The sequence below is a fragment of the Pseudomonas sp. SMSB3 genome (assembly GCF_052041965.1).
Taxonomy (GTDB): domain Bacteria; phylum Pseudomonadota; class Gammaproteobacteria; order Pseudomonadales; family Pseudomonadaceae; genus Aquipseudomonas.
In genome coordinates this window covers 138416-151046 of record NZ_JBKGGV010000009.1, presented here as the reverse complement: position 1 = coordinate 151046, position 12631 = coordinate 138416, and the positions used below count along the sequence as shown (strand labels likewise).

Below are 12631 nucleotides of genomic sequence, written 5' to 3'. Positions count from 1 at the left end.
CGCGCTTTGCAATTCTTCAACCGATGCAAAAGGCAGGCCGTGACGGTAACACCCTTTGCACGCGAAGGCTGTCACAGAACAGCCCATTGCGCCAATTGACCCAATAACAAGCCAACAAGGGTCGGATGCGCCTCATAAGGGTGCGGTGCAATTCCGGCTCGTACAACAAGAGCGATTTGGAGGTTGTGAATGAAGATGTTGAAAACCACCCTGGCAGTCCTGACCGCTGCCGCCGCATTGGGCGCCGTGAGCACTGCCCAGGCCGGTGCCACCCTCGATGCGGTGAAAAAGAAGGGCTTCGTCCAGTGTGGCGTGAGCGATGGCTTGCCAGGCTTCTCGGTACCGGATGCACAAGGCAAGATCGTCGGTATCGACGCCGATGTCTGCCGCGCAGTCGCAGCGGCCGTGTTCGGTGACGCCAGCAAGGTCAAGTTCAGCCAGCTCAACGCCAAGGAGCGCTTCACCGCGCTGCAGTCAGGCGAGGTCGATGTGCTGTCGCGCAATACCACCTGGACCAGCTCGCGCGATGCCGGCATGGGCCTGGTGTTCGCCGGCGTCACCTACTATGACGGCGTGGGCTTCTTGGTCAACAAGAAGCTTGGCGTCTCCAGCGCCAAGGAACTCGATGGTGCGACCATCTGTATCCAGGCCGGTACCACCACCGAACTGAACGTGTCGGACTTCTTCCGCGCCAATGGCCTGAAATACACCCCGATCACCTTCGATACCTCGGACGAGAGCGCCAAGTCCCTGGAATCTGGCCGTTGCGACGTACTGACCTCGGACAAGTCCCAGCTGTTCGCGCAGCGCTCCAAGCTGGCCGCACCGACCGAGTACGTGGTGCTGCCGGAAACCATCTCCAAGGAACCGCTGGGCCCGGTGGTGCGCAAGGGCGACGAGGAATGGTTCAGCATCGTCAAATGGACCTTGTTCGCCATGCTCAACGCCGAAGAGGCCGGCATCACCTCGAAGAACGTCGAGGCTGAAGCCAAGGCGACCAAGAACCCGGATGTCGCCCGCCTGCTCGGTGGCGACGGTGAGTACGGCAAGGACCTGAAGCTGCCCAAGGACTGGGTGGTGCAGATCGTCAAGCAAGTCGGCAACTATGGCGAAGTGTTCGAGAAGAACCTGGGCCAGAGCACCGACCTGAAGATCGACCGTGGCATGAACGCCCTGTGGAACAACGGCGGCATCCAGTACGCGCCACCGGTGCGCTGATGGCTGCACCCTGCGGCGGCATTCGGCCGCCGCAGGTCGTTCGGAACCCTACTTTCCGGGGCACTTCATGCAAAATCGAATCGGCGCACAAAGGGGCCTGTCCCTGAGCGATCCACGTGTGCGCGCGTGGCTGTTCCAGATCCTCACCGTGGTCCTGGTGGTGGGTCTGGGCTGGTACCTGTTCCACAACACCCAGACCAACCTGCAACACCGGGGCATCACCTCGGGCTTCGACTTTCTCGAGCGCAGCGCAGGCTTCGGCATTGCCCAGCACCTGATCCCCTACGTCGAATCCGACAGCTATGCGCGGGTGTTCGTCATCGGCCTGCTCAATACCCTGCTGGTGACCTTGATCGGCGTGATCCTGGCCACCGTACTGGGCTTCGTCATCGGCGTGGCGCGGCTGTCGCCGAACTGGATGATCAGCAAACTGGCGGCGGTGTATGTCGAGACCTTCCGCAATATCCCGCCCTTGCTGCAGATCCTGTTCTGGTACTTCGCCGTGTTCCTGACCCTGCCAGGACCACGGGGCAGCATCAACATCGACGACATGGTGTTCATCAGCAACCGCGGCCTGAACATCCCCGGAGCCTCGATGGCCGAAGGCTTCTGGCCGTTCGTGGTGGCCGTTGCCGTGGCGCTGCTGGCCATCGTGGCCATGGTCCGCTACGCCAACCGGCGCTTCGACGCCACTGGGCAGCCGCTGCACAAGTTCTGGCTGGGCCTGGCCTTGCTGATCGGCATCCCCGGGGCCTGCGTGCTGCTGTTCGGCAGCCCGGTGCATTGGCAGGTGCCGCAGCTCAAGGGCTTCAACTTCGTCGGTGGCTGGGTGCTGATACCTGAGCTGCTGGCGCTGACCCTGGCCTTGACCATCTACACCGCTGCGTTCATCGCCGAGATCGTGCGCTCCGGGATTCGCTCGGTCAGCCATGGGCAGACCGAAGCTGCGCGCTCGCTCGGCCTGCGCGAAGGCCCGACCCTGCGCAAGGTGATCATCCCGCAGGCCCTGCGGGTGATCATTCCGCCGTTGACCAGCCAATACCTGAACCTGGCCAAGAACTCGTCGCTGGCGGCGGGCATCGGCTACCCGGAGATGGTTTCGCTGTTCGCCGGGACGGTGCTCAACCAGACCGGCCAGGCCATCGAGGTGATCGCCATCACCATGAGTGTCTATCTCGCCATCAGCATCAGCATTTCGCTGCTGATGAACTGGTACAACAAGCGCATCGCGCTGATCGAGCGGTGAGGATACGCCCGTGAATGCACATGTTTTCAAACCTGACATGCCGCCGCCGGTGAAGACCGTCGGCGTGCTCGCATGGATGCGTGCAAACCTGTTCTCCAGCTGGCTCAACACCCTGTTGACCCTGTTCGCGGTTTACCTGGTGTGGCTGATCGTGCCGCCGCTGGTGCAGTGGGCGTTGCTGGACGCCAACTGGGTCGGCAGCACACGCGCCGACTGCACCAAGCAAGGCGCCTGCTGGGTGTTCGTGCAGCAGCGCTTTGGCCAGTTCATGTACGGCTATTACCCTGCCGAATTGCGCTGGCGGGTCGACCTGACCGTGTGGCTGGCGGTACTGGGTGGCGCGCCGCTGTTCATCAAGCGCTTCCCGCGCAAGGCGATCTATGGCCTGGGCCTGCTGGTGCTGTACCCAATCGTCGCCTACACCCTGTTGCACGGTGGCGTGCTGGGCCTGAGCAGCGTTGCCACCAGCCAGTGGGGCGGCCTGATGCTGACCTTGGTGATCGCCACCGTGGGCATCGTTGGCGCCTTGCCGCTGGGCATCCTGCTGGCCTTGGGGCGGCGCTCGAAAATGCCGGCGGTGAAGGTGGTCTGTGTCACCTTCATCGAGTTCTGGCGTGGCGTACCGCTGATCACCGTGCTGTTCATGTCATCGGTGATGCTGCCGCTGTTCCTGCCTGAAGGCATGAGCTTCGACAAGCTGCTGCGGGCCATGATCGGGGTGATTCTGTTCCAGTCGGCGTACATCGCCGAGGTGGTGCGCGGCGGCCTGCAGGCCATCCCCAAAGGCCAGTACGAAGCGGCCGCGGCCATGGGCCTGGGTTATTGGCGGGCGATGGGCCTGGTGATCCTGCCGCAAGCCCTCAAGCTGGTGATCCCCGGCATCGTCAACACCTTCATCGCCCTGTTCAAGGACACCAGTCTGGTGATCATCATCGGCCTGTTCGACCTGTTGAACAGCGTCAAGCAAGCTGCCGCCGACCCGGCCTGGCTGGGCATGGCCACCGAGGGCTACGTGTTCGCCGCCCTGGTGTTCTGGATTTTCTGTTTCGGTATGTCCCGCTACTCCATGCATCTGGAGCGCAAGCTGGACACTGGCCACAAGCGTTAGGAGTGTCGAGATGAGTGAAGCGATCAAGCAGCCTGTTGGCCCGGAAGGCATTATCCAGATGCAGGGTGTCAACAAGTGGTACGGGCAATTCCATGTGCTCAAGGACATCAACCTCAACGTGCGCCAGGGTGAGCGTATCGTGCTCTGCGGGCCATCCGGTTCGGGCAAGTCGACCACCATTCGCTGCCTCAACCGCCTGGAAGAACACCAGCAGGGGCGTATCGTGGTCGATGGCGTCGAGTTGACCAACGACCTCAAGCAGATCGAGGCGATCCGCCGTGAGGTTGGCATGGTGTTCCAGCATTTCAACCTGTTCCCGCACCTGAGCATCCTGGAAAACTGCACCCTGGCGCCCATGTGGGTGCGCAAGATGCCGCGCCGTCAGGCCGAGGAAATTGCCATGCACTATCTGGAGCGAGTGCGCATTCCGGAGCAGGCGCACAAGTTCCCCGGGCAGCTGTCGGGCGGCCAGCAGCAACGTGTGGCGATCGCCCGAGCGTTGTGCATGAAGCCAAAGATCATGCTGTTCGACGAGCCTACCTCGGCGCTCGATCCGGAGATGGTCAAGGAGGTGCTCGACACCATGGTCAGCCTGGCCGAGGACGGCATGACCATGCTCTGCGTGACCCACGAAATGGGCTTTGCCCGGACCGTGGCGAACCGGGTGATCTTCATGGACAAGGGGGAAATCGTCGAGCAGGCAGCGCCCGATGACTTCTTCGACCGCCCACGCAGCGAGCGGACCCGGCTGTTCCTCAGCCAGATTCTGCACTGATGCAACCAGGGCCGCTTGCGCGGCCCTGGTTGTTACTTCTCTTCCTTGGTCACCACCGGTGCCGGCGGCGGTCGCAAGCCGACTTCGGCGATCAGCTTCAATTGCTGACCATTGCGCATCACCTCGATGCTGATCTTTTCGTTGGGCTTGATCCGCGCCACCTGGTTCATCGACTTGCGCCCGTCACCGGCGGGCTCGCCGTTGATGCTCAGAATCACGTCGCCCAGTTGCAGGCCGGCCTTCTGCGCCGGACCATCGCGGAAAATCCCCGCCACCACGATGCCTGGGCGACCTTGCATGCCGAACGATTCGGCCAGCTCCTGACTCAGCGGCTGCACTTCGATGCCCAGCCAGCCACGAATCACCTGACCATGCTCGACGATCGACTTCATCACCTCCAGCGCGAGCTTCACCGGAATGGCGAAGCCGATGCCCTGGGAGCCGCCGGACTTGGAGAAGATCGCGGTGTTGATGCCGACCAGGTTGCCATTGGCATCGACCAAGGCGCCGCCCGAGTTGCCCGGGTTGATCGCAGCGTCGGTCTGGATGAAGTCTTCGTAGTTGTTCAGGCCCAACTGGTTGCGCCCGGTGGCGCTGATGATGCCCATGGTCACGGTCTGGCCCACGCCGAAGGGGTTACCAATGGCCAAAGTCACGTCGCCGATATGAATGCTGTCGGAGCGGCCAATGGTGATCGCTGGCAGGTTCTTCAGGTCTATCTTGAGCACCGCCAGATCGGTTTCCGGATCGCTGCCGATCACCCGCGCCAGGGTTTCGCGACCGTCCTTGAGCGCCACGACGATCTGGTCGGCGCCGCTGGTGACGTGGTTGTTGGTCAGCAGATAGCCCTCGGGGCTCATGATCACCGCCGAGCCCAGGCTCGATTCCCAGCGCCGTTGCTTGGGCAGGTTGTCACCGAAGAAGCGCCGGAACTGCGGGTCCTCAAACAGCGGATGCGCGCTTTTGTTGACCACCTTGGTGGTATACAGGTTGACCACTGCCGGTGCGGCGAGGGTCACGGCGTCGGCGTAGGACACCGGCCCCTGCATGACCTTGGTGGTCTGCGGGGCTTGCTGCAGGTTGACATCCTGGCTGGGCAGGCCGACCCATTGCGGAAAACGCTGGATGATCAGTACGGCGATCAGAACACCGGTAAGCAGGGGCCAGCCAAAATAACGCAACGCCTTGAACATGAACGAATCCTGGAAAGGAGCGGGGGCCTGTGGCCGCAGTGGGGCCATGAACGCGCGCGATCATACACCGGTTCCCCCGCTGCCGGCGACGGCTCATAATGGCCGGCATTATACGGGCGTTGACCCGCTGTTGGGCCCGCTATACGTACAGAAATCGAGGAGATCGTCATGGCCGTCGCGCTCAATACCCTGGTCGAGGAGGCCGAGCGTTACCTCGCTAGCGCCAGGATTCAAGACTACTGCCCCAACGGCTTGCAGGTCGAAGGCCGGCCGCAGGTCAGCCGCATCGTCAGCGGCGTGACCGCCAGCCAGGCCTTGCTCGATGCGGCGGTCGAGGCCGAGGCCGACCTGATCCTGGTGCACCATGGCTACTTCTGGAAAGGCGAGAACCCCTGCATCACCGGTATCCGTCAGCGCCGTCTGAAGACTCTGCTGAACAACGACATCAGCCTGCTGGCGTTTCACCTGCCGCTGGACGTGCATCCGGAAGTCGGCAACAACGTGCAGTTGGCCCGGCAGCTGGATATCACCGTCGAAGGGCCACTGGATGCGGACAACCCCAAGGTGGTGGGGCTGGTCGGCTCGCTGGCCGAGCCGGTGACGGCGCGCGACTTCGCCCGCCGGGTGCAGGATGTGCTGGGGCGTGAACCGCTGCTGGTGGAAGGGCAGGCGATGATCCGCAGGGTCGGCTGGTGCACCGGCGGCGGGCAGGGCTACATCGACACGGCGATCGCCGCTGGGGTCGACCTCTACCTGACCGGCGAAGCATCCGAGCAGACCTACCACAGCGCGCGCGAGAATGGCGTCAGCTTCATCGCCGCCGGGCATCATGCCACCGAGCGCTATGGGGTGCAGGCCTTGGGTGACTACCTGGCGCGGCGCTTTGCCTTGGAACACCTGTTCATCGACTGCCCCAATCCCATTTGATTTCGGCGGGGGACCGCGGCCCGCACAGGTCCTCCAAGCCCAAACCGGCAGTCATATCGTTAGACGCTTTCGATCTAGTTAGCCTCCTAAATAGAAGCAGCTGCTGTGATAGAGTGGCTCGCTCGAACACGGCCCGCAGGCCGTCCATAACATCGTTTTACGTGAGTAGCCATGGTCGACAAACTGACGCACTTGAAACAGCTGGAGGCGGAAAGCATCCACATCATCCGCGAGGTGGCCGCCGAGTTCGACAACCCGGTGATGCTGTACTCGATCGGCAAGGATTCCGCCGTGATGCTGCACCTGGCGCGCAAGGCCTTCTTCCCGGGCAAGTTGCCGTTCCCGGTGATGCACGTCGACACCCAATGGAAATTCCAGGAAATGTACCGCTTCCGCGACAAGATGGTCGAGGAAATGGGCCTGGAGCTGATCACCCACGTCAACCCCGAAGGTGTGGCGCAGGGCATCAACCCGTTCACCCATGGCAGCTCCAAGCACACCGACATCATGAAGACCCAGGGCCTGAAACAGGCGTTGGACAAGCATGGTTTCGACGCCGCCTTCGGTGGCGCGCGCCGCGACGAAGAAAAGTCGCGAGCCAAGGAACGCGTCTACTCGTTCCGCGACAGCAAGCACCGCTGGGACCCGAAGAACCAGCGTCCGGAGCTGTGGAACGTCTACAACGGCAAGGTCAACAAGGGCGAGTCGATCCGCGTCTTCCCGCTGTCGAACTGGACCGAGCTGGACATCTGGCAGTACATCTACCTCGAAGGCATCCCGATCGTGCCGCTGTACTTCGCCGCCGAGCGTGAAGTCATCGAGAAGAACGGCACCCTGATCATGATCGACGACGATCGCATCCTCGAGCACCTCTCCGAGGAAGAAAAAGCGCGCATCGTCAAGAAGAAGGTACGTTTCCGTACCCTCGGCTGCTACCCGCTCACGGGCGCTGTCGAGTCGCAAGCCGAGACCCTGACGGACATCATTCAGGAAATGCTCCTGACCCGCACGTCCGAACGCCAGGGCCGTGTCATCGACCACGATGGCGCCGGCTCCATGGAAGACAAGAAACGCCAAGGCTACTTCTAATTTCAGGGTTACTCCATGTCGCACCAATCTGATCTGATCAGCGAGGACATCCTCGCCTACCTGGCCCAGCACGAGCGCAAGGAACTGCTGCGCTTCCTGACCTGCGGCAACGTCGACGATGGCAAGAGCACCCTGATCGGGCGCCTGCTGCACGACTCGAAGATGATCTACGAGGACCACCTCGAGGCCATCACCCGTGATTCGAAGAAAGTCGGCACCACCGGCGAAGAAGTCGACCTGGCGCTGCTGGTAGACGGCTTGCAGGCCGAGCGCGAGCAGGGCATTACTATCGATGTCGCCTATCGCTACTTCTCGACCGCCAAGCGCAAGTTCATCATCGCCGACACCCCCGGCCACGAGCAGTACACCCGCAACATGGCCACCGGCGCGTCCACCTGCGACCTGGCGATCATCCTGGTCGATGCCCGCTACGGCGTGCAGACTCAGACCCGTCGTCACAGCTACATCGCCTCGTTGCTGGGCATCAAGCACATCGTGGTTGCGGTCAACAAGATGGACCTCAAAGGCTTCGACGAAGGCGTATTCGAGTCGATCAAGGCCGACTACCTGAAGTTCGCCGACGCCATCAACCTGAAGCCAAGCAGCCTGCATTTCGTGCCGATGTCGGCGCTCAAGGGCGACAACGTGGTCAACCACAGCGAGCAGTCGCCTTGGTACGCCGGCCCGACGCTGATGGAAATCCTTGAAACCGTCGAAGTCTCCGCCGACCGCAACTTCACCGACCTGCGCTTCCCGGTGCAGTACGTCAACCGTCCGAACCTGAACTTCCGCGGCTTCGCCGGCACCATCGCCAGCGGCGTGGTGCATAAAGGTGACGAAGTGGTCGTGCTGCCGTCGGGCAAGAGCAGCCGGGTCAAATCCATCGTTACCTACGAAGGTGAACTGGAAAACGCAGGGCCTGGCCAGGCCGTGACCCTGACCATGGAAGACGAGATCGACATCTCCCGTGGCGACCTGCTGGTACATGCCGATAACGTGCCGCCGGTCACCGACCAGTTCGATGCCATGCTGGTTTGGATGGCCGAGGAGCCGATGCTCCCCGGCAAGAAATACGACATCAAGCGCGCCACCAGCTATGTGCCGGGCTCGATTGCCAGCATCACCCACAAGGTCGATGTCAACACCCTCGAGCGCGGCGCCGCCAGCGCGCTGCAACTGAACGAGATCGGCCGCGTCAGCGTGTCGCTGGACAGCGCCATCGCCCTGGACGGTTACGACAGCAACCGCACCACCGGTGCGTTCATCGTCATCGACCGCTTGACCAACGGCACTGTCGGCGCCGGCATGATCATCGCGCCGCCGGTACTGCCCCACGGCAGCACTGGCCAGCATGGCAAGCAGGCCCATGTGTCGACCGAGGAGCGCGCCCTGCGCTTTGGCCAGCAACCGGCCACCGTACTGTTCAGCGGCCTGTCTGGCGCTGGCAAGAGCACCCTGGCCTACGCAGTCGAACGCAAACTGTTCGACATGGGCCGCGCGGTATACGTGCTTGACGGCCAGAACCTGCGCCACGACCTGAACAAAGGCCTGCCACAGGACCGCGCCGGCCGCACCGAAAACTGGCGCCGCGCCGCCCATGTGGCGCGCCAGTTCAACGAAGCTGGCCTGCTGACCCTGGCAGCTTTCGTCGCCCCCGATGCCGAGGGCCGCGAACAGGCCAAAGCGTTGATCGGCAAGGACCGTCTGGTCACCGTCTACGTGCAGGCCTCGCCGCTGGTCTGCCGCGAACGCGACCCCCAGGGCCTGTACGCGGCCGGTGGTGACAACATCCCGGGCGAAGGCTTCCCGTTCGATGTGCCGCTGGATGCCGATCTCGTGATCGATACCCAGAGCACGAGTGTTGAAGAAGGCGTGAAGCAGGTGCTGGATGTGCTGCGCCAGCGTGGCGCGATCTAAGCGTTGATGCTTTTGATAAACCCCGCTTCGGCGGGGTTTTTTGTTTGTGGGTATTTTCTATAGTTGCTTTATATTTTGACGAATTGACAAGTTGACAGACTTTTCGCAGCGGCCATAGCCTATGGGCACACGGGCTATTCAGGCCCTGAGGAGGGTCTATGAGTGCGGTCACCCACGGTGCCATTCATCCCGCGCTCGCAAGCATCGAGGCCGCCAAGGCTGCATTGCGGGAGCGCTTCGAGGAGCATCTTGCCCGAGCGTCGGCTGCGGTAGTGCTCAAAGCAGTGGCGCTTGCGGACGAGAAGGCTTTTGCTGCGCTCGCCAAGGTCGAGGTTGAGGCGAAACGCAGTATTGCAACGCGCAACCAGGAAGCGGTGGCCAGGATGAAGGCACGCGCCTTTGAGCGGGTAGACAGCCGCTGTGAGCTGCTTGACGGCAAAGCAGCGTGCGAAATCCTGGGCATTACCAAGCAAGCACTGAGTCAGAAGACCAAGGCGGGGAAGCTCCTGGCCTACACCAATACCGGCAATCGCAGAAAGTTCTACCCGTCGTTTCAGTTTGTCGAAAACAAACCAAGGTCAATCATTGAGGCATTGATTGCATCGCTTGATGTTGATCCTGCTGATACGGAAGCAATGAACACACTCGTTCAGCACCTGGTCGGCATAATGGATTACTCCGACCCAGGCGAGCCGAGCCACGAAGTGCCACGGTTTGAAGTACTGGATGATCCAGCCGCTCTGGAAATCATCAAGCGTGACTACCGGAATGCGTTGATGGCAGGACAGTGAAGGCGGGCCTCGTGAGAGGTCCGCTTTTTTGTGTTTACTCCAGCACTACACCCAGACTCTCCAGGAATTCCACAGCCGTCTCCCCATTCAATAGCAGTGCTTCCATTACCAGCTGGTGGCTGATCGCCTCGACTTGGCGCCTACGACCCTCGAACAACACAAGGTTGCACCCGTCCATTGACCCGGTCACGGTGTAGACCGCTGACTGATAGAGCTGGCCATCGACCTCACCGACATTCATGCACGCTTGGCTGATTTTTTTGGTAAGTGCATATCCTTCTCGCCCCTGTCCCTTGGCCTGCACGATATCGCGCACTTTGTGGTGGGTGGCTCTATTCGCCAATGCGGCCACGTCAATCACGTTCAATACACGCGCCGCCTTGAGTCGATGCAGTGACGTTTGCTTTAGTCGCCAGAGATTAACTGACTGGTCATCAACACCCTGGCCAGGCTGGAAGGACTCGGCCACGGCAACTTCCTCGGTAAGACCGAGGTAATAGACACCGAAATGTTTGGCGGGATCGGCATGGCGGGTGTCGGAGTTGGCACGATAGTTGGCGGGGTTGGTATCGTAAAGGGAAGGCTGGACGCGGTGTGGCACTGTACCCACGGGAATCTGGCGTATCAGTTCCGGATAACGCCTCAGTGATTCCAGCACTTGCCTGGCGATTGTATTTTCGGGCTGCTTCGCCATACCGCTCACGAAATGCCTCCGAGCAATCGCGGTGGTGTTCGCAGATAGCGCCATATGAACGGACTGGCCTACCTAGCTCTTCTTGTCCTCGACTGACTTGAAGTGCCGGTCATAGTCACATTGGCGTTCACATCCCTGCTTGTAAGGATCCATGTCGCAGGAAAACTTCTGGTTCTGCTGATCGGGCAAAAGAAAGAACTTGCCGTCTACACAACCGGTCAGAAACAGCTTCAACACCCATACAGACTTTTTCATTGCACGTCCTTGAACAGGTGAAGTCCGTTTGATTTTCGCCAGGCGATGATACGTGCGATCACCCCCACGGCGCAGCCCTCCAGTTCGTTTGCCGGGTAGTAGAGGAGGTCGGAGCCGTCCGGGTGTTCGGCCATGTCGATAAAGTGTTCGAGCAAGCGATCCTGCCAGGCGGAGGTTCCAGACGCCTGTAGCAATTCCTCAACCACCGTCCTGAATTCGGCACAGGTGTAATCGGCAAGGGAGTGTTTTTGACTGATCACCACTTCACCTCCGATGACAGCGCGTACTGCAGGGCGCTCATGATCCGCAGGTTTTCGGCGCCGTACATCGCACCGCCAAAGGCGGGTGGGTCGAGGTGGCAGATCTGATAGTCGCGTACGCCTTTTGCGGTTTCGCCAAAGGGCGCGCGGGGTGGCCAGCCTTGCTTGATGCGGTTGAGTTGCGAGGTAACGAATTGTTGGGAGTAGATCGGGTCTTCGGCGATTGCTAACCAGAAAGCCTGCGAGAAATCGTCGAAGTTGTTGAAGATTTGCTCAGCAAGCTTGTTTGCGATGTGGTTGGGTAGTGGTAATGCCATGTCAGCGTTTCCCTCCTGTTGATGCTGGCAGCATCACTTAAGTTGCGCGGTAGTTAAATATTCGTGGTGCTATGTGAATTGTGAGGATTTTTCTGTTTTTGTAGGATTATTCCTTGCTGGTTTAACAATTGCCGTAGTATGCCACCCGCCGGTGGGGTCTTGAATTACCTGCATGTCGTGGCTTCAGGTCGTCGGTTTCTTGATCCAGCGACGGTGCTCTTGATAGTCCATCATCCACTCGCAGCCTTGTTTGTAAGGGTCCATGTCACACTGAAATTTCATTTCTTGCCTGTTGGGAAGCAGTAGGGGCATTTCGCCTGTGCATCCGAACAATACAAAAATAACGACTGCTAATAGCTGTATCATATGGTGCTCGTGTGACAGCGTCCTTTTGGGGTTATTTGGCATTTTTATTGTTTTTGTGCCCGTCGGGTAGACCCTTACCGTGCATTGGAAATTATGGCCAATTCTTCAATAGGAAATATGAGTATTGAGTGTGGGTGGGATCTATCGTTGTTGTAGGAAAATTTGCCCATGGTTGGGGCTTACGTGTTTTCTAATTTTGCTGTCGATTGCGCTTGCGGGAGCTTTCGTCATGGTGAAAGCAAGTATTAACAACTAAAATTTCGGCCGTTTCAAGGTTCTGGGTTTGCGATGTGCTCGGGGAGGTGGAACGCCATGTCAGTGTTTCTCTCTTAAAAAGATATCGAGATCATGGCTTTGGTTGCTTGGGGTGGAAATATTCACCGTGCTGCATTTGGTGTGAGATTTTTTTAATGAGCGTGTAGGAATATTCTTGGTCAAGGAGTGATATGCCCCGTGAAAACGGGGCATGTGTTGG

13 protein-coding genes are annotated in these 12631 nt (G+C 60.1%); 8 read left to right on the top strand and 5 right to left on the bottom strand.

Annotated elements, in window-relative coordinates; all coding sequences use genetic code 11:
• Window positions 1-189: 189 nt before the first annotated feature.
• The 4 genes from ACLEJW_RS16175 to ACLEJW_RS16160 all read left to right on the top strand — a co-directional run bounded on the left by ACLEJW_RS16175 (window position 190) and on the right by ACLEJW_RS16160 (window position 4347).
• A complete protein-coding gene (locus ACLEJW_RS16175) occupies window positions 190-1218 on the top strand; it encodes an amino acid ABC transporter substrate-binding protein (protein ID WP_145188427.1) in 1029 nt (342 codons plus the stop codon).
• 67 nt (window positions 1219-1285) lie between these two features.
• Window positions 1286-2464, top strand: a complete 1179-nt coding sequence (locus tag ACLEJW_RS16170) for an amino acid ABC transporter permease (RefSeq protein ID WP_145188424.1) — start codon at window positions 1286-1288, stop codon at window positions 2462-2464.
• Window positions 2465-2474: 10 nt separating this feature from the next.
• Window positions 2475-3572, top strand: a complete 1098-nt coding sequence (locus tag ACLEJW_RS16165) for an amino acid ABC transporter permease (RefSeq protein WP_145188421.1) — start codon at window positions 2475-2477, stop codon at window positions 3570-3572.
• Window positions 3573-3582: 10 nt separating this feature from the next.
• Window positions 3583-4347, top strand: coding sequence for an amino acid ABC transporter ATP-binding protein (locus tag ACLEJW_RS16160; RefSeq protein WP_313301259.1), 765 nt, complete (start codon window positions 3583-3585; stop codon window positions 4345-4347).
• A 32-nt stretch (window positions 4348-4379) separates the two neighbouring features.
• Here the strand turns inward: ACLEJW_RS16160 and algW are convergent, their stop codons facing one another.
• Complete coding sequence (gene algW / locus ACLEJW_RS16155) at window positions 4380-5540, bottom strand: Do family serine endopeptidase AlgW (protein ID WP_145188413.1); 1161 nt, start codon at window positions 5538-5540, stop codon at window positions 4380-4382.
• A 168-nt stretch (window positions 5541-5708) separates the two neighbouring features.
• On the opposite strand from algW, the gene ACLEJW_RS16150 reads away from it, so the two are divergent.
• The 4 genes from ACLEJW_RS16150 to ACLEJW_RS16135 all read left to right on the top strand — a co-directional run bounded on the left by ACLEJW_RS16150 (window position 5709) and on the right by ACLEJW_RS16135 (window position 10264).
• Window positions 5709-6467, top strand: a complete 759-nt coding sequence (locus ACLEJW_RS16150; RefSeq protein ID WP_145188410.1) for a Nif3-like dinuclear metal center hexameric protein — start codon at window positions 5709-5711, stop codon at window positions 6465-6467.
• 171 nt (window positions 6468-6638) lie between these two features.
• Window positions 6639-7556, top strand: coding sequence for a sulfate adenylyltransferase subunit CysD (gene cysD / locus ACLEJW_RS16145; protein WP_283724765.1), 918 nt, complete (start codon window positions 6639-6641; stop codon window positions 7554-7556).
• Between the two features lie 15 nt (window positions 7557-7571).
• Entirely contained in the window at window positions 7572-9473 is a 1902-nt protein-coding gene (gene cysN, locus ACLEJW_RS16140) for a sulfate adenylyltransferase subunit CysN (RefSeq protein WP_313457057.1), read from the top strand.
• A gap of 158 nt (window positions 9474-9631) precedes the next feature.
• Window positions 9632-10264, top strand: coding sequence for a hypothetical protein (locus ACLEJW_RS16135; protein ID WP_313301251.1), 633 nt, complete (start codon window positions 9632-9634; stop codon window positions 10262-10264).
• 34 nt (window positions 10265-10298) lie between these two features.
• Here ACLEJW_RS16135 and ACLEJW_RS16130 read toward each other — a convergent pair whose 3' ends face one another.
• The 4 genes from ACLEJW_RS16130 to ACLEJW_RS16115 form a co-directional block, all read right to left on the bottom strand.
• Window positions 10299-10958: an RES domain-containing protein gene (locus tag ACLEJW_RS16130; RefSeq protein WP_313301303.1), complete on the bottom strand. Its 660-nt coding sequence runs from the start codon at window positions 10956-10958 to the stop codon at window positions 10299-10301.
• A gap of 72 nt (window positions 10959-11030) precedes the next feature.
• The gene (locus ACLEJW_RS16125; RefSeq protein ID WP_145188401.1) at window positions 11031-11213 is read right to left on the bottom strand and encodes a hypothetical protein; all 183 of its coding nucleotides are present in this window, start codon (window positions 11211-11213) and stop codon (window positions 11031-11033) included.
• A complete protein-coding gene (locus ACLEJW_RS16120) occupies window positions 11210-11473 on the bottom strand; it encodes a bacteriocin immunity protein (RefSeq protein WP_145188399.1) in 264 nt (87 codons plus the stop codon). Before ACLEJW_RS16120 ends, ACLEJW_RS16125 begins: the two co-directional genes overlap by 4 nt.
• The gene (locus tag ACLEJW_RS16115; protein WP_145188396.1) at window positions 11470-11790 is read right to left on the bottom strand and encodes an S-type pyocin; all 321 of its coding nucleotides are present in this window, start codon (window positions 11788-11790) and stop codon (window positions 11470-11472) included. Before ACLEJW_RS16115 ends, ACLEJW_RS16120 begins: the two co-directional genes overlap by 4 nt.
• Window positions 11791-12631 lie beyond the last annotated feature (841 nt).